The sequence below is a fragment of the Tenacibaculum discolor genome (assembly GCF_003664185.1).
GTDB classification, from domain to species: Bacteria; Bacteroidota; Bacteroidia; order Flavobacteriales; family Flavobacteriaceae; genus Polaribacter; species Polaribacter discolor.
Genome location: NZ_RCCS01000006.1, coordinates 184,924 through 202,632, shown reverse-complemented (window position 1 = coordinate 202,632; position 17,709 = coordinate 184,924). Strand labels below are relative to the sequence as shown.

The window sequence follows — 17,709 nt, the reverse complement described above, 5'->3', positions numbered from 1 at the left end:
ACTTTATTATTCATTATGCATAAAACGTTGTTTCGCTAATAACTCTTCTTCTGTTTCTACATTATCTTCATCAGGAACACAACAATCAACAGGACAAACAGCAGCACACTGAGGTTCTTCATGAAAACCTTTACATTCTGTACATTTATCTACAACGATGTAATAAATTTCATCCGAAATTGGCTCTTGATCTTCATCCGCATTAGCAGATTTACCGTTTGGTAAAACTATATTTCCTGTTAAATCAGTTCCGTCAGCATACTTCCAGTCATCTGCACCTTCGTAAATAGCTGTATTTGGACATTCAGGTTCGCAAGCCCCACAGTTTATACATTCATCAGTTATTATAATTGCCATAATTAATCTCTTTCAGTTTTGTAACTTTGCATTCGCAAAAATAGTTCCAATTTAATTTAGAACCAAATAAATGGATAGTATAAAAAGTAGAATTAACGCTTTTCATAAACTAGGAGGATTTTTAAGCCAGTTTTCTCAAGAGAAAATAGAGAAAAAAGAAGGTATAGAACATAACGAATTGTTTTTTGATGGATTTAAGCATCAACTAAAAATAGCAGGAGAAAATAACACTTGGTTTACTAGAGAAAACCTATTGTTTTCTATTAAAAATTGGGCAAAAGCACTCACTTCTGATAATTTAACTCAATGGGTAGCTAACGAAGATTTAGGTAAAAATAAAACTAAATTAGTTGCTGTTATTATGGCTGGAAATATTCCTTTAGTTGGCTTTCATGATTTTTTATCAGTTTTAATTTCAGGACACTCCGTATTAGTTAAACAATCTTCTAACGATAAACACTTACTTCCTTTTTTGGCAAAGTATTTAGAGTATGTTGAGCCTGAATTAAAAGGAAAAATTACGTTTACTGAAGAAAAACTAACAGGTTTTGATGCCGTTATTGCCACTGGTAGTAATAATACAGCACGTTATTTTGAATATTATTTTAAAGATAAACCTAGTATCATAAGAAAAAATAGAAACTCTGTGGCTGTTCTAACAGGAAACGAGTCTGAAGAACAACTGCAAAACTTAAGCGAAGATGTTTTTCGTTACTTTGGATTAGGTTGTCGCTCAGTTTCTAAAGTATTCATCCCAAAAGATTATAATTTTGATGCTTTTTTCAACGGAATGTATCAACAACATGAAATCATTAATAATACTAAATATGCTAATAATTATGATTACAACAAAGCAGTGTATTTAATGAGCGAATTTGACATTCTAGAGAATGGTTTTTTAATGATTAAAGAAGATAAAAGCTACGCCTCTCCTATCGCTTCTGTTTTTTATGAGTATTATGACAATGCAGATGATTTAAAAATTAAACTGTGGGAAGACAGAGATCAAATTCAGTGTATTGTAGCCAATAATTTTATTGAAAATGAAATAGCGTTTGGACAAACACAACATCCAAAGTTATGGAACTATGCCGATGGTGTAAACACACTAGAATTTTTAGCTAAAATTTAAAAGAGTCTCTATATAAATTTGCACCTTTGTGTAGCAAAACACAACAACACAAATGAAAAAACATAACTTTAGTGCAGGACCTTGTATTTTACCTGAAGAAGTGCTAAAAAAAGCATCTGACGCTATTATTAATTTTAATAGTGACAATTTATCTTTAATCGAAATATCACACAGAAGTCAACCTTTTGTTGATGTAATTGAAAAAGCGAGAAATTTAGCATTAGAATTATTAGGACTAGAAAATAAAGGTTATAAAGCATTGTTTTTACAAGGTGGAGCTAGTATGCAATTTTTAATGGTTGCTTATAACCTATTAAACAAGAAAGCAGCTTACTTAAATACAGGAACTTGGAGTGACAAAGCAATTAAAGAAGCTAAACTATTTGGCGAATTAGTAGAAGTAGCTTCTTCAAAAGATAAAAACTTCAGTTATATACCTAAAGCATATGAAATTCCTACTGATGTAGATTATTTCCACTGTACTAGTAATAACACTATTTATGGAACACAAATGAAGAGTTTTCCAGAGACTTCTGTTCCAATGATATGTGATATGAGTTCTGATATTTTTTCTCGTGAATTGGATTTTTCAAAGTTTGATTTGATTTATGCAGGGGCTCAAAAAAATATGGGACCAGCTGGTACTACACTTGTTGTAATAAAAGAAGACATTTTAGGAAAAGTAGAACGTCAAATCCCTTCAATGTTAAATTATCAAATAATTATTGATAAAGAAAGTATGTTTAATACACCTCCTGTATTTGCAGTATATACTTCCATGTTAACTTTGCAATGGTTAAAAGATTTAGGAGGTATCGAATTCATTGAAAAAGTGAATGAGAAAAAATCAGCACTGTTATATAGTGAAATAGACAGAAACCCTTTATTTAAAGGAGTCGCTGCTATAGAAGACCAAAGTCATATGAATGCTACTTTTACCTTAGCTGATAAAAACTTACAAGCTAAGTTTGATAAAATGTGGCAAGAAGCCAATATCAATGGATTAAGTGGTCATAGAAGTGTTGGTGGTTACCGTGCAAGCATGTACAACGCCTTACCTTTATACAGTGTCCAGGCCTTAGTAGATGTAATGCAAGAATTAGAAAGAATAAGTTAGATACAACGTCATTTTTTATAATGGCATTTTTAATATAAAGAACGATGAAGATATTAGTGACCGATGGAATTTCCGCTAGCGGAATACAAGCTTTAGAAGACAAAGGCTTTGAAGTAATAAACACTAAAGTTGCACAAGAGCAATTAGAAAACTATATAAACGACCATACTATTGATGCTATTACAGTAGGTAATACTACACAAGTACGACAAGAGTTAATTGATGCTTGCCCAAGCATTAAACTTATTGCTTGTTTAGGAACCGAAATGGATAATATTGATGTTGATTATGCTATTGATAATGGAGTTCACGTTGTGAATAGCGAAAATGCTTCTGCTACTTCAATTGCAGAACTAGTATTTGCGCATTTATTCGGAATGGTTCGTTTTTTACATCAATCGAACCGTGAAATGCCTTTAGAAGGAGACATGCGTTTTAATGCTTTAAAAAAGCAATACTCACAAGGAACTGAATTAAGAGGTAAAACATTAGGAATTATTGGGTTTGATACCATAGGACAGGAAGTTGCAAAAACTGCATTAGCTTTGGGTATGGAAGTAATAGCTAGTGATGCTGAAGTAGATAATGCAACTATCACAATTCCTTTTTTCGATGGTCAATCGGTAGATTTCTTTATTGAAACAGAAACTATAGATAACCTATTATCAAAGTCAGACTTTATAACCTTACACCTTCCTGCACAAGAAGGATATGTTATCGAAACATCTTTATTAAATAAAATGAAAGACGGTGTAGGAATTATAAATACTTCTCATGGAGGTGTTTTAAATGAAGTTGATTTAGTAAAAGCTATAGAAAGCGGAAAAGTTAAATATGCAGGATTAGACGTTTTTGAAAGTCAACCGAGGCCAGAAATTCAACTATTAATGAATCCTGAAATATCGATGACACCTCATATCGGTGCTTCAACTGTTGAAGCAAAAGATAGAGCTGGAATTGAACTTGCTAATAAAATCATCGAATTACTAAGCGAATAATCTATGGCAATTGTAAAACCATTTAAAGCTGTTAGAGCCACTCGAGATAAAGTCGCTTTAGTATCTTCTAAATCGTACGAAATTTATACCCCTGCGGAAATTGGAGCAAAACTCGATTTTAATCCATACACTTTTTTACACGTAATTAACCCAGGTTATAAATATCATAAACAAGATGTGACAGGAGAGCAACGCTTTAAATTGGTACACAATCGTTATTTAGAGTTTAAAGAAAATGAAGTCTTTAAGCAAGATGAAGCCCCAGCATATTATGTATATCAAAAAATAACTCCAAATGATGATTTCTGTGGAATAATCGCAGCAACTTCAGTTGAAGATTATCATAATGAAGTTATTAAAAAGCATGAAGACACTTTAAAAGAACGTGAATTACTGTTTGAAAACTATCTAAAAAATACAGGTTTTAATGCAGAACCTGTACTACTCACCTATCCTGATAATACTGTAATTAATTCTATTGTAAAAAAATATCAGAAAAAAAGAGCTGAGTATGAGTTTTCTACATCTGATAAGGATTTACATTTTTTATGGGTGATAAGTGATGAGAAAGATGTTGAAGAAATAGCTAAAGCGTTTAATGATGTTAACACCTTATATATTGCAGATGGACATCATCGCTCAACATCTTCGTGTTTATTAGCACAAAATTTAGCTGAGAACAATCCTAAGCACACAGGAAAAGAAGACTATAACTTTTTCATGAGCTACCTATTACCTGAAAGTCAGGTGAAAATTTATGAATTCAATAGATTTATAAGAGATTTAAACGGATTAACTCCTGAAGAACTTTTAATGGAACTTGACACCCATTTTAGAATTGAAAACCGTGGACAAGAACTTTATAGACCTAAAGAAAAACATCATTTTAGTATGTACTTAAATGGTGAGTTTTATGCATTGTATTTACGTAAATCAGCTTATAATTTTACCGATTGTTTAAGTGAATTAGATGCTTATATTTTATACACAACTGTATTAGAACCTATTTTAGGAATTGAGGATATAAGAAACGCTTCTAAAATTGTATACTCACAAGATAAATCTGACGGATTAGAGCTAAAAACAAAAGTAGATAGTGGTGAGTTTAAAGTTTCTTTTGGAATGTTACCCACTAACATTCAAGAACTAAAAACTATTGTTGATGCTGGTTTAATGATGCCACCGAAAACAACCTATATAGAACCAAAATTAAGAAGTGCTTTAACTATTTACGAATTTTAGGTTATAAGACCTGACAAACAACTATTATGATTACAGGAATTAAAGAAAATCTTCAAAAAATAAAATCAACACTACCAGAAAATGTAACGTTAGTTGCTGTTTCTAAAACCAAACCTATTGCTGATTTACAAGAAGCTTATGATGCTGGTCAGCGTATTTTTGGTGAAAATAAAATACAAGAAATGGTAGCTAAATACGATGAATTACCTAAAGACATAAAATGGCACATGATTGGCCATTTACAACGTAATAAGGTTAAGTATATGGCACATTTTGTTGATTTAATTCATGGTGTAGATAGCTTTAAAACATTAAAAGAAATAGATAAGCAAGCCAAAAAACATAATAGAGTTATTAATTGTTTGCTACAAGCTCGAATTGCTAAAGAAGATACTAAATTTGGCCTACCATTTACTGATATTGAAGATATTTTAGCTTCAGAAGAATTCAAAGAGTTAAAAAATGTAAAAATAGTAGGCTTAATGGGAATGGCCACTTTTACAGACAACCAAGAACAATTACAAGAGGAGTTTTCATCATTAGCTAATTTCTTCAATAAAAATCAGGAAAAATACCCCGATTTATCAATTCTTTCAATGGGTATGAGTGGTGATTATGAGTTAGCCATACAAAATGGCAGTACTATGGTACGAATAGGAAGCTCTATTTTTGGAGTTAGAAATTATATTGCTTAGATTTACATAAATCAGCTTAAAAAAAGGGAGAGATTTGTACGCTATTTTAGACATTGAAACTACTGGAGGAAAATACAACGAGGAAGGAATTACTGAAATTGCCATCTATAAATATGACGGACATCAAATTATAGATCAGTTCATTAGCCTTGTAAACCCAGAAAGAGATATTCAAGAGTTTGTTGTAAAACTTACAGGAATTAATAATAAAATGCTACGAAATGCACCTAAGTTTTATGAAGTAGCGAAAAGAATTGTTGAAATAACCCAAGATTGTTTCATTGTAGCACACAATGCTAATTTTGATTACCGCATTCTTCGTACTGAATTTGATAGGTTAGGTTATAAATACAAACGCAATACACTTTGTACAGTTACTTTAAGTAAGAAACTTATACCTGAATCTCCATCACATAGCCTTGGAAAATTATGTAAGTTTTTAGGAATTCCTATGTCAGATCGTCACAGAGCTACAGGTGACGCTTTAGCCACTGTACAATTATTCAAATTATTAATAGATAAAGATGTTGAAAAGAATATTATTCAACAATCTATAAAATACTTTGATAATAGACACGAAAAGTTTCGCATTCAAAGAATATTAGATAGTTTACCTGAAAAAGAAGGTGTTTTTTACGTTCATAATCATGAAGGAACTATCATTTTTGTTGGTAGAGGTAAAAACATAAAACAAGAAACCAACAAACTCTTTTTAAAAGAAACTAGAAAAGCTTTAAAAGTAATAAAAAGGGTAGCTAGGGTTTCTTACGAAGAAACAGGGAATATGCTTTTTACGCGTTTAAAATACCATTTAGAGCTCGAAAAACTACGACCTAAGTACAATATCATACGAAAAAGAAAGATTACAGATAAAAGCTTTAATCACGATAATATGCTTATTATCGATAAAGGCAGAGCTCCAGAAGAACACGCTGTAATTTTAATTGAAAAAAACGAAGTTGTAGGATATACATATACCAATCTTGCATTTCAAGAAAACCAGTTGTCTATTCTAAAATCAATGCTCACTCCTATTGAACACAAGGAGCTAGCAAAAACAATAATTAAAAATTATTTACTAAAAAATAAAGTGTCTAAAATAGTACGATTACAAGTTGAAAATAATTTGTAATATTGCTATAAAGCATTCAAAAAAACTAATCTTTTGGATAAAAAAACACTTAATTGGAGAGATAAATTACATGAAGTAATCTACGAAGCAGACACGCCTGCTGGTAGACTATTTGATATCGTTTTGTTATTTGCAATTTTAGCAAGTATTATACTAGTAATGCTTGAAAGTGTAGAAAGTTTTGATAATAAGCATCATGATTTCTTATATATTTCTGAATGGATTATTACTTTCTTTTTTTCAATTGAATATATCCTTCGAATTATTTCAATAAAAAAACCAACAAAATATATTTTTAGCTTTTATGGTATTATAGATTTACTTTCTACCATTCCTATGTACCTAACGTTCTTTTTTGTGGGTACACATAGTAGTTTAATAGCTTTGAGAGCATTACGCCTATTAAGAGTTTTTAGAATTTTAAAAGTATCTAGATACATTGGAGAATCAAATCAATTAATCAAAGCATTAAACGCGAGTAAAGCTAAGATTGGGGTATTTCTTTATTTTGTATTGATTATTTGTATCATTTTAGGTTCTGTGATGTATTTTATTGAAGGGGCAGAAAATGGTTTTACAAGTATTCCTAGAAGTATTTATTGGTCAATAGTAACACTTACAACTGTTGGTTATGGAGATATTGCTCCTCAAACCGCTCTAGGACAGTTTATTGCGAGTATTACTGTAATTATTGGTTATGCTATTATTGCAATTCCTACAGGGATAGTAAGTTCTGAAATGACTAAAAAGAAGGTGCATCTAAATACACAATCTTGCCCAAATTGTTCTTATGATGGGCATAAAGATGATGCAGAATTTTGTTATCATTGCGGAACAAAACTGAACTAAATGTTACAAAAAAACACGTTAATTACAATTGTTGGAGCTACGGCTATTGGTAAAACAGCACTAAGCATTAAACTAGCTCAACATTTTAATTGTGATATTATTTCGTGTGACTCTCGTCAATTTTATAAGGAAATGACCATAGGAACAGCGGTTCCTGAACCTGAAGAATTAGCTGCTGCTCCACATCATTTTATCCAAAACAGAAGTGTTTTTGAAGATTATTCAGTAGGTCAGTTTGAAAAAGATACTTTAGCTAAGTTAGATGAGTTATTTTCCAAAAAGCCTATTCAAATTATGGTAGGCGGAAGTGGTTTGTATGTAGATGCTGTTTTAAAAGGATTAGACTATTTTCCTGATGTAGATCTACAAATAAGAATAGATTTAACTATCGAATTAGAGAATAAAGGAATAGAATATCTTCAAAAAAAATTAAAAGAACTTGATATTGAAGCTTACAATACGATTGCTATTGACAACCCACATCGATTAATCCGTGCCTTAGAGATTTGTATAGGAACAGGAAAAACATATAGTTCTTTTAAAAACAAACCAAAAACTCCTCGTAATTTTCAATCTATAAAAATTGGATTGACAGCCGATAGAGAAATTATGTACGACCGTATTAATCGTCGTGTAGATATTATGATTGAAAAAGGTTTGATAGAAGAAGCTAAAAAGCTACATCCTCATAAAAACCTAAACGCACTACAAACAGTAGGATATAGAGAGTTATTTGAATATTTTGAAGGTAACTTTACTAAAGAATTTGCTATTGAGGAAATTAAGAAGAACTCAAGAAGGTTTGCTAAACGGCAAGGAACATGGTTTCGCAAAGATTCAAACATTTTATGGTTTGATTTTCAAGAAGATGTTCAAAATATTATAAAAGCTATTGAAAATAAACTTTAACGCTTTTTAAGAACACTAAAAAAATCACTTTTTTATATTTGTCAAAAAACAGAAATACATGAAACTTAAAATCACTTTTATAATAGCTTTAATTTTTATCGGTTTTACCAATGCTCAAACCAAAGTTGGAACGGTAAACAGTGAATTGATTATTAGTAAAATGCCACAAATGAAAGGAGTTTTACAACGAGTAGAAAATTATGGTAAAAAACTAGATTCTAGTTTTCAAATAAAAGCTAAAGAATATAAAGCAAAAGTAGATTCTTTTAAAGCAGAAGAAAAAATTATGACGGAAGACGATAAGAAAACAAGATTCCAAGAACTAAGAACGCTTGAACAAGAAATGGGTAAGTTTCGTCAAAATGGATCAGCAATGATGCAAATACAAAAAGAGCAAAGCTTACGTCCTTTATATAAAAAATTAAGTGAAGTAATTACAGAAGTAGCAAAAGCAAACGGGTATACGCAAATTTTAACGACTACAGGAAATGAGTTTGGATACATTGATGAGCGTTTTGACATTACTCAATTGGTACTAGATAAGTTAGGAATTAAAGAGTAATTCTTTATGTATCAAAAACAAAAAGATTTACAATTACAATACGAAGGATTTTTAAAAACACCTTTTCTATGGCATGGAAAAGGTGTTTTTAATTTAGAACAATTTACTATTTCAATAACTCGAACAAGTTCGTTTAACCAAGAGATTACACAAAAATTACGTTTAGGAAAATTGGTAGAACGTTTTGTTTCATTTGAATTAAATCAAGATACTTCTGTATCAATCCTTGCTGAGAACATTCAAATTCAAAAAGAAAAAATTACTATAGGAGAATTAGATTGTTTATTGTTAAAGGATAAGAAACCAATTCATTTAGAAATTATATATAAGTTCTACTTATATGATGCTTCTGTTGGTAATTTTGAAGTTGAACATTGGATTGGACCAAATCGACGAGATTCTCTTATTCAAAAGCTAACAAAGCTTCAAGAAAAACAATTACCACTACTCTACTCCAATCATACTGAAACTTATTTAGATGAATTAAAATTGAGTGTAGATAAAATAATACAACAAGTATATTTTAAAGCACAATTGTTTGTTCCTTTAAAGGATTTCGGAAAAAACTTTAAACAACTAAATAATGAGTGCATTTATGGGTTTTATATCTATCCGAAAGAGCTACAACAATTTTCCGATTGTAAATTCTATATTCCAACTAAACATAATTGGTTAGTAAATCCACATTCAAATATTAACTGGTTAACTTATGAAGCTTTTCAAAATAAACTTCATCAATTTTTAAACGAAGAAAATGCTCCTCTTTGTTGGCTAAAGAAACCAAATGGTGAACTTTTTAAGTTTTTTGTGGTTTGGTGGGATAATTAGTGTATATCAAATTACTTATTAAATTTGCCCACTAAAAAATCTATGAAATATTTCAAACTCTCTTTTTTACTTCTATTCACTTTAATCACATTCACATCTTGTTTTGAAGTAGAAGAAGACACTCCTTCTTGTATTAATACTGATATAACTTTTCAAGATGATTATTACAAATTAGAAGCTGAAGTTTATTCAAGTAAGTATATAGAAGTTAACCTAATAAATGAATGTAACTTGGATATAAAGGTTACTGGAATAAAGGTTGAAGGTCAACACCGTGAAGATATTCAGGTTGAAAGTCTATCAATAGGCACAAGTATAACAACAGCTACTTATTTTAATATTGTTTTTACCCCTACACAATTGGGAACTAGAAAAGGAATCATTATAATAAGGCACGAAGCGGGTGAATTAGTAGTTAACTTATCAGGTGAAGGAATATAACTTTTAATAATAAAAAACGCTTAGAAATGATTTTCTAAGCGTTCTATTTATTATAAATTAAGACTATTCACTACCTTCTTTTTCTTCTATTTTATTTATATACTCTAAATCTCTAGTGTTTTTTTGTACAGAAATGGCTGCATAAACACTTAAAGAAAAAGACATTGCATAAAATCCTTTTTCACTTAATAATAAGTTTGCATTCCATAGTCCAACTACGAGTAAAACTATAGAAGCAACGGTTGTAAACCAGCTAATACTATAGTAAATCTCTGTTACTTTTATTCCTTCTAATCTATCTCTAACAGATTTTTGAACAGATATTACTGAGAATAACGCGAACAATAAAACCGTAAAATAATAACCTTTTTCATTAAGTTCCATCTCTACGTTCCATAAACCAATACAATAAGAAGAAATTCCTATTAGTAATGCTACCCATGACGCACCAATATAGGCTGAAGTTGGTTTTTGATTGTATACTTTTAATATTTTCTTTTTTTCTTTCTTTGTTTTCTTGTTTTGATCTAACGACCATTCTGATTGATTATTCATAACTTTTAGTTTTTAATTATGCTCAAAAATGCTTCATTTTGAAAGATTCATAAAAACATTATTAATAAAAACCTAATGATATAATTCACAAATTAAACTTAATAATCGCTATATTTACTAATGAAAATACAATTATATATAACGATTAAATGAATCAACTTCATAGTATAATCTCTTCTTTTTCTATAGAAGAACAGCAACGTTTTATGTTATTTTTAGAAAAGAGGAACAAAAGAGTAGATACCAAAAACATTCAATTGTTTAAAATAGCTCAAAAAGGAGAAACTTCTACAAAACTTATTTGTGAAGAATTATACGGTACTCAAAAAAAAGAAGCTTTTTATACGCTCAAGCAACGTTTGTATGAATCGTTAATTGATTTTATAGCCAATAATAAAATCCAAGGAGAAAACTCTGTAGACATGCTTTTGATAAAGTATATTTTAGCTGCTAGAGATTTTTTACTTCATAAAAACAACAAAGCAGCTTATAAAATTTTAGATAAAGCCGAAGTAATTGCAAAGGAATATCAACTATTTTCTATTTTAAATGAAATATATCATACCAAAATTCAGTATGCACATACCAATCCCAATATAAACTTAAATGAAACTATTACATACTTCAAAGAAAATCAAAGAAACCTTTTTTTAGAAGAAGAATTAAATATTGTATACGCAAAAGTTAGAAACACATTAAAAGTAAGTCCACATAAAAAGAGCTTAGATTTTCATTCATTAATTAATACACTTTTTGAAGAACATAAAATTAATGTACAACAAGATTTATCTTTTAAATCTCTTTATCAACTGATTTCCATCGTCAACATTTCGGCTTTTATACATAAAGATTATTTAAAAACGGAAATCTTTTTAACCGAGACTTATCGCCTACTGAATGAAAAAAAAGGAAAAGAAAAACAGGTATTCTATCATATTAGGGTTTTGTATTTAATTGCTAATACTCTTTTTAGAAATAAAAAATTCAAAGAATCATTAGAGTATTTAAATAGTATGCACTCTTATATGTTACAGAATAAAAAAAAGTATTTTAATAGTTTTTATTTGAACTATACCCTATTATTAGCTCTAAATTATAATTACACTAATAATCAAGAAATTGCTATTAAATTATTAGAAACTGTTTTGAAAAAAAAGCATTCTGATATAAAAACTATTTTAGAAATAAAATTAAGCCTAATTACATTTTATTTTCAGAGTAATGAGTTTAGGAAAGCTTTGCAATTATATAATACGTTTTATCATTCAGATCAATGGTATATTGATAAAGCTGGAATTGAATGGACTGTAAAAAAGAATTTAATTGAAATTCTATTACATTTAGAATTACAAAATATAGATTTATTTGAATCTAGATTATTAAGTTTTAAACGAAAACATATTCAGTTTTTACTAGAGATTAATCAAGAAAGAGTAATCACATTTTTAAAACTAGTTGAACAGTATTATAAAAACCCAGACATAGTAACTACTTCTGATTTTTTTAACTTAGTAGAGAATTCATTTGTTTTTGTTGGAGCTAAACAAGAAGATATTTTTGTAATGAGTTTCTATGCTTGGCTAAAAAGTAAAATGACACAACAACCTATTTATGACGTTACTTCAGCTTTAATAAAAGAAGTACAACTTCAAAGTCCACACTAAAAACTTTAATTTTTTTAATATTAGAGAACAACTCTTTCTTTAAGAATATAAAGTTAAACTGCTTATACTTTTTGTGGTTTCGAAGTTACTTTCAATTTTGATATTCGTTTTCTTGAAGTAATAAAATAAACTCCTGATAATAATACAATAGATGCTATTACCGATTGTGTTGTTAAGGTTTCATCTAAAAAATACCACCCTAAAAATAAGGCTACAACTGGATTTACATACGCTGATGTCGATACTTTTTCCGTTGGAACAATTTTTAATAAATAATTAAAAGATGTAAATGCAACAATACTTCCAAAGACAATTAACAAAAACATAGCTCCTTGCGCTTTAAAAGACCAATCTAAAGGAGAAGACCAAGTTTCTTTTAATAAAAAGGAACCTATAAAAAGAAAAAATCCTGCAAATAGCATTTGATAACCTGTACTTACAAAGAAGTTTTTAGGAAGCGTAGCTTTTGCCACAAAAACACTACCGTAACTCCAACTTAATACGCATGAAAAAATCATAAAAATTCCTATTAGCATATCTTTTGAAGTCGTGATTTCATTTTGACTTACTAACAAATACATTCCTATAATTCCTAAAACAACTCCAATAATAGATTGTCTTTGCATTTTTTTTCCATCAATTAAACGTAATAGTAACAATACAAATAAAGGCTGTGTTGCCGCTAATAAAGCACCAAAACCACTATCTACAAATTTTAATGCCCACACAAACATCCCATTTCCATACACTAAAAAAAGAAAACCAGCTATCGCAGAATTTAAAAGTTGCTTTTTAGTCACTTTTATTTCTCTTTTTAAAAGTTTAGCTATTAGCATGATTAGCGCTCCCGATATAGAAAAACGAATAGCTGCTAATAACAGTGGAGAAACCTCAGTAACAACAATTTTATTTAGCAAATAGGTTGATCCCCAAATAACATAAATAGCTATAAAAGCAGCTATAACAAGCGGTTTAGATTCTTTCATTTTATCTATATTCTAATATGCTAAAAGTACAATAAAACCTTTTTGCTTGTTCTTGAAAAAGAAAAAATCGTTTGAAAATATTTTCAAACGATTTTTTTCTTAAACACTCACTATTTAATAGTTATAATTTTGCAAATAATTTTTCTGCGACTAATTCTGATGATGCTGGATTTTGTCCGGTAATTAAGTTTCCATCTTCAATCACATACTCTTGCCAGTCTCCTGCTTTGCTATAAATACCACCATTATTTTTTAGTTCATCTTCTACTAAAAACGGTACAATTGAAGTTAATTGCACTGCATCTTCTTCTGTATTAGAAAAGCCTGTTACTTTTTTATCTTTAACTAAAGGATCTCCATTTACTTTAGCGTCTTTTAATACAATAGGTGCATGACAAACTGCTCCTACTGGTTTATTGTTTGTATAAAAAGTTTCTATTAAAGCTACAGAGTCTTTATTTTCAGCTAAATCCCATAAAGGTCCATGTCCTCCAGGGTAAAAAATTGCATCATAATCACCTTCTTTAACTTCACTCAATTTCATTGTGTTTGCCAATACAGCTTGAAGTTCTTCATCTTTATTAAAACGATGTGTAGCAGGTGTTTGAAAATCTGGTTCGTTACTTTTTGGATCAATTGGCGGTTGTCCTCCTTTTGGAGATGCTAAAGTTACTTCTACTCCTTTATCTTTTAATAAATAATAAGGTGCTGCAAATTCTTCAATCCAAAATCCTGTTTTTTCTCCTGTATTTCCTAGTTCTTCATGACTAGTAAGTACAAATACTACTTTTTTCATATTATTTCTATTTTTAAGTTACCTCAAAATTAGTATATGAAAGTTGAAAAAAAATTGATGTATGGTAATAAAAACCTTTATAAAGTTTCTTTTCGTATTCTACTTAAACTTTCTGTTGTTATTCCTAGGTAAGATGCTAAATGATAATTTTTAATTTGCTGCTCTATATTTGGGTAGTTTTGTAAAAATAGATGATATCTTTCTTTGGCTGATAACACTAAATTATTTAAAATTCTTTTTTGAAATCTTACCGTTGAACGTTCTAACTTCTTTCTAAAAAAATGTTCTATTTTGGGTACTTTTTCATAGATATTATCCAAATCCCTCTTTGCTACTTTTAACACAGTAGCATCTGTAATACACTCAATAGAAAGTACGGATTCTGATTCAGAAAAATAACCTATATAATCACTTATCCACCAATCGTTAATAGCAAATTGTATCGTATGCTCTTTTCCTTTAGCATCCATAAAAAACGTTCGTAAACAACCTTTTATCACATAATATTGGTAGTATACTTTTTCATTCGTTTGTAATATGGTATCGCCTTTTTTATACGTTACCTCCGAAAAAATACTCTCAACTACTTTTAACTCTTCATTTTCTAGCTGAAGATTTTTAAATACATTACTAACAGATGTACTCATTATAAAAACATTATAGTAATCCTTCTAAATAGTGTTGCTCAATTTGATAAGCTTCTTTTAAATCTGAAATTTTAGCTTCAATACGTTTTTTATCTACTTTTTTAGATGATTTAGCACCAATTAGCATTACATTTTTACGCGTGTGCTCATTACTTATAAACTCAAAAACCTTGGTAGTATAATTGTTTTTCTCTAAAATTAAAGCACGAATGGTGTCAGTAACCATTTCAAACTGACGTTCCTTAAAAATTCCATATTTTAATAAAGGGCTCTCCTGCTCTTTTCCTTTCACTTGCTGACGGATTTGCTTATGACAGCACGGAGCACAGATAATCAATTCTGCTTTTGAAACCAAACCTTTGTAAATAGCATCATCGGTCGCTGTATCACATGCGTGCAAAGCAATTAAAATATCTATTTTATTGTTATCGTATTCCTGAATTGGTTGTGCTACAAAAAGTAATCCTTTAAAATCACACTTTTTGGCAATATCATTACAATAATCAACTAAACTCTGGCGTAACTCAATACCTGTTACACTGGCAGTATATCCTTTTTGATTGACCAAGTAATCGTACAATGCAAAAGTTAAATAGCCTTTTCCTGAGCCCATATCTACAATATTGATATGCTTAGGTAATTTAACTGATTGTATTTGCGCTTCTATAATTTCTAAATACTTATTGATCTGACGGTATTTATCTGCCATTTTAGGAATTACTTTTCCTTCTTTATCCGTTACCCCCAAATGATATAAATATTCGCTGTTTTCAGCTCTTTTTTCTTTGGGCTTATCATGAGTTTCTGGTAACTTGTTTTTAAAACTAGGCTGTGTAGTTTTATAACTTACTTTTTTCTTTTTAGAAATAAAGACTAGCAAATCGTTTTCTAACGTAAATAATGTCGCCGCTCTAAACTTTTCTGAAAGTAAATGAGTTAGTTCTTCAATACTTTCTTCAAACGAATAGTTTTTTGTTTGATCATTTGTTTTATATCGATATAAGAACTGAAAACAAACGTCTCCTTTCAACGTTATCTGGCGAACGTATACATTCGATAATTCATCACTTTTACGAATTGGTTTACTTAAAGTTAATTTTACAAAATCATTTTTTTGTATGCTATTTTGAAACTCAGTAAACAGTTGATGTAAGGCTTCTTTCATATTACAAAAATAGACAATCAAATTTGTTTAGTAACAAATAAAAAGTGCTATCATTTCCATTAAAACTGCAACGCTAAATAAAAGTTATCGTTTCTATTAAAACAAATAACGAAATACTATGAAAAAATTAATCACACTTTCTTCCCTTTTACTATTATTATTTAGTTTTTCTTGCTCTAACCAAAAGAAGGAAAACAATACTGCTACCATTAAAAATGAAATTGACTCTTATTTAACAAAAGCTATGGAGCTACATAATATTCCTGGATTAGCTTTAGCAGTAATTAAAGATGATGAAATAGTTTATAAAAATTATTTTGGCGAATCATCTTTAGAAAATAACAAACCGGTTAATGAAAATACATTATTCAGAGTTTTTTCAGCGACAAAGCTTATAACTTCCACAGGAATATTTCAGCTTATACAAGACAAACAGCTAAGTTTAGAAGATAAAATTTCAAAATACATAAATGATTTACCACAACAATGGCAAGAGATAAAAATTGAAAATTTACTAAGTCATTCTTCTGGTTTACCTGATATTATAAGATATAAAAGTACATTAACTGACGAGGAATTAATGAAAAAACTATTTAATGGCAGAATGAATTTTGCTATTGGAAATCAGTTTCAATACAATCAAACAAACTATTGGTTACTCGCTCAAATTATAGAGAAAGTTACAAAAATGTCTTTTGATGATTATATTCTTAAAAATCAGTTTGATAATTCTACAAATGGAGTTTTATTTTCTTCTAACTCGCTAGAAAATATTCCAAATCGTGCTACAAGATATTTTTATAATGAAAAGACAAAAGAATTTGAAAAAGACACAAATAATAGTGGTGTAAGAGGACATTCAGGAAACGGGCTAAACATCACTCTTAAAAAATTCATTGAATGGAACAAGAAATTGGACGACGATATCTTGTTAAGTGATAAGATGAAAACAGAAATGTGGGAACCTTTCAGTTTTACGAATCAAAAAGACCATTTTTTACATGGTTGGAATAGCATTCAAGTAAACGGATTAAATTCTTATGGATTTTCGGGTGGAAATTTAGCTGCATTTAGAAAATTCACAGATAATAATACAACGATTATTTTATTGTCTAACGGTTATAAAATACCAGCTTATGATATTATTATTAATGATATAGCAAGAATTTCAATCCTTGAACTTAAAGTAAAAAAGTTAACAAAAGAGGAAGATGTTATGAGTTTTGTTATTCGTCATCAACTTAACGAAGCTATTCAATCATTCAAAAAGTTAAAAGAAGAAAATCCAAATTCAGACTTTGATAACTTAAAATGGAATATTAACAGTATAGGTAATTCTTATGTTTATAGTAAAAATAACATTGAAAATGCTATTGATGTATTTAAGTTTAACGCCGAAGTTAATCCTAATTGGTGGGTATCAAAAGCGAGTTTAGCTGAAGCTTATGAAATGAAAAATGATAGTCTTAAGGCAATTAAAAACTATAAAAAAGCAATTCTACTCAATGAAAGCAATGAATGGAATTATAATGAGCAAATGAAAAACAAAATTGCAGAATTAAAAAATAACATAATAAACATATAAGTAAATCAATGGCTGAATTTAGTATTTAAAAATTCAGTCATTTTTTTAA

The 17,709-nt window shown here is 29.3% G+C and carries 19 protein-coding genes; 13 read left to right on the top strand and 6 right to left on the bottom strand.

What is annotated here, in order from left to right:
* Positions 1–6: 6 nt before the first annotated feature.
* Positions 7–357 carry a 4Fe-4S dicluster domain-containing protein gene (locus tag C8N27_RS07085; protein WP_099214435.1) on the bottom strand — a complete coding sequence of 117 codons (351 nt, stop codon included), beginning with the start codon at positions 355–357 and terminating at the stop codon, positions 7–9.
* Positions 358–427: 70 nt separating this feature from the next.
* Here C8N27_RS07085 and C8N27_RS07080 point away from each other — a divergent pair, with 70 nt between their 5' ends.
* Genes C8N27_RS07080 through C8N27_RS07030 form a run of 11 tightly spaced genes read left to right on the top strand, consistent with a single transcriptional unit; the run spans position 428 to position 10,262 of the window.
* Positions 428–1,489, top strand: coding sequence for an acyl-CoA reductase (locus C8N27_RS07080; protein ID WP_121146804.1), 1,062 nt, complete (start codon positions 428–430; stop codon positions 1,487–1,489).
* A gap of 52 nt (positions 1,490–1,541) precedes the next feature.
* Positions 1,542–2,606: a 3-phosphoserine/phosphohydroxythreonine transaminase gene (gene serC / locus C8N27_RS07075; protein WP_121146803.1), complete on the top strand. Its 1,065-nt coding sequence runs from the start codon at positions 1,542–1,544 to the stop codon at positions 2,604–2,606.
* 44 nt (positions 2,607–2,650) lie between these two features.
* Positions 2,651–3,604, top strand: coding sequence for a D-2-hydroxyacid dehydrogenase (locus C8N27_RS07070; RefSeq protein WP_121146802.1), 954 nt, complete (start codon positions 2,651–2,653; stop codon positions 3,602–3,604).
* Between the two features lie 3 nt (positions 3,605–3,607).
* Positions 3,608–4,846 carry a DUF1015 domain-containing protein gene (locus tag C8N27_RS07065; RefSeq protein ID WP_121146801.1) on the top strand — a complete coding sequence of 413 codons (1,239 nt, stop codon included), beginning with the start codon at positions 3,608–3,610 and terminating at the stop codon, positions 4,844–4,846.
* Between the two features lie 26 nt (positions 4,847–4,872).
* Complete coding sequence (locus tag C8N27_RS07060) at positions 4,873–5,541, top strand: YggS family pyridoxal phosphate-dependent enzyme (protein ID WP_099214440.1); 669 nt, start codon at positions 4,873–4,875, stop codon at positions 5,539–5,541.
* A gap of 34 nt (positions 5,542–5,575) precedes the next feature.
* On the top strand, positions 5,576–6,673 hold the full coding sequence (locus C8N27_RS07055) for an exonuclease domain-containing protein (RefSeq protein WP_121146800.1): 1,098 nt from the start codon (positions 5,576–5,578) through the stop codon (positions 6,671–6,673).
* 33 nt (positions 6,674–6,706) lie between these two features.
* Complete coding sequence (locus tag C8N27_RS07050) at positions 6,707–7,522, top strand: ion transporter (RefSeq protein ID WP_099214442.1); 816 nt, start codon at positions 6,707–6,709, stop codon at positions 7,520–7,522.
* Positions 7,523–8,431 carry a tRNA (adenosine(37)-N6)-dimethylallyltransferase MiaA gene (miaA, locus tag C8N27_RS07045; RefSeq protein ID WP_121146799.1) on the top strand — a complete coding sequence of 303 codons (909 nt, stop codon included), beginning with the start codon at positions 7,523–7,525 and terminating at the stop codon, positions 8,429–8,431.
* A gap of 58 nt (positions 8,432–8,489) precedes the next feature.
* A complete protein-coding gene (locus C8N27_RS07040) occupies positions 8,490–8,993 on the top strand; it encodes an OmpH/Skp family outer membrane protein (RefSeq protein ID WP_099214444.1) in 504 nt (167 codons plus the stop codon).
* Between the two features lie 6 nt (positions 8,994–8,999).
* Positions 9,000–9,821 (top strand): DUF1853 family protein, encoded by an 822-nt coding sequence (locus C8N27_RS07035; protein ID WP_121146798.1) that lies wholly within the window; start codon positions 9,000–9,002, stop codon positions 9,819–9,821.
* Positions 9,822–9,863: 42 nt separating this feature from the next.
* The gene (locus C8N27_RS07030) at positions 9,864–10,262 is read left to right on the top strand and encodes a hypothetical protein (RefSeq protein ID WP_121146797.1); all 399 of its coding nucleotides are present in this window, start codon (positions 9,864–9,866) and stop codon (positions 10,260–10,262) included.
* A 63-nt stretch (positions 10,263–10,325) separates the two neighbouring features.
* Here C8N27_RS07030 and yiaA read toward each other — a convergent pair whose 3' ends face one another.
* Positions 10,326–10,817 (bottom strand): inner membrane protein YiaA, encoded by a 492-nt coding sequence (yiaA, locus tag C8N27_RS07025; protein ID WP_121146796.1) that lies wholly within the window; start codon positions 10,815–10,817, stop codon positions 10,326–10,328.
* Positions 10,818–10,966: 149 nt separating this feature from the next.
* Between yiaA and C8N27_RS07020 the strand changes: the two genes are divergently transcribed.
* Complete coding sequence (locus C8N27_RS07020) at positions 10,967–12,481, top strand: hypothetical protein (protein ID WP_121146795.1); 1,515 nt, start codon at positions 10,967–10,969, stop codon at positions 12,479–12,481.
* 62 nt (positions 12,482–12,543) lie between these two features.
* Here C8N27_RS07020 and C8N27_RS07015 read toward each other — a convergent pair whose 3' ends face one another.
* The 4 genes from C8N27_RS07015 to C8N27_RS07000 form a co-directional block, all read right to left on the bottom strand.
* Positions 12,544–13,467, bottom strand: coding sequence for an EamA family transporter (locus tag C8N27_RS07015; protein ID WP_099214446.1), 924 nt, complete (start codon positions 13,465–13,467; stop codon positions 12,544–12,546).
* A gap of 121 nt (positions 13,468–13,588) precedes the next feature.
* On the bottom strand, positions 13,589–14,263 hold the full coding sequence (locus tag C8N27_RS07010) for a type 1 glutamine amidotransferase domain-containing protein (RefSeq protein ID WP_099214447.1): 675 nt from the start codon (positions 14,261–14,263) through the stop codon (positions 13,589–13,591).
* Positions 14,264–14,340: 77 nt separating this feature from the next.
* Entirely contained in the window at positions 14,341–14,910 is a 570-nt protein-coding gene (locus C8N27_RS07005) for a Crp/Fnr family transcriptional regulator (RefSeq protein WP_121146794.1), read from the bottom strand.
* Positions 14,911–14,920: 10 nt separating this feature from the next.
* Positions 14,921–16,075 carry a class I SAM-dependent methyltransferase gene (locus C8N27_RS07000; protein WP_121146793.1) on the bottom strand — a complete coding sequence of 385 codons (1,155 nt, stop codon included), beginning with the start codon at positions 16,073–16,075 and terminating at the stop codon, positions 14,921–14,923.
* 118 nt (positions 16,076–16,193) lie between these two features.
* Here C8N27_RS07000 and C8N27_RS06995 point away from each other — a divergent pair, with 118 nt between their 5' ends.
* Positions 16,194–17,660, top strand: coding sequence for a serine hydrolase domain-containing protein (locus tag C8N27_RS06995; protein WP_121146792.1), 1,467 nt, complete (start codon positions 16,194–16,196; stop codon positions 17,658–17,660).
* Positions 17,661–17,709: the final 49 nt, after the last annotated feature.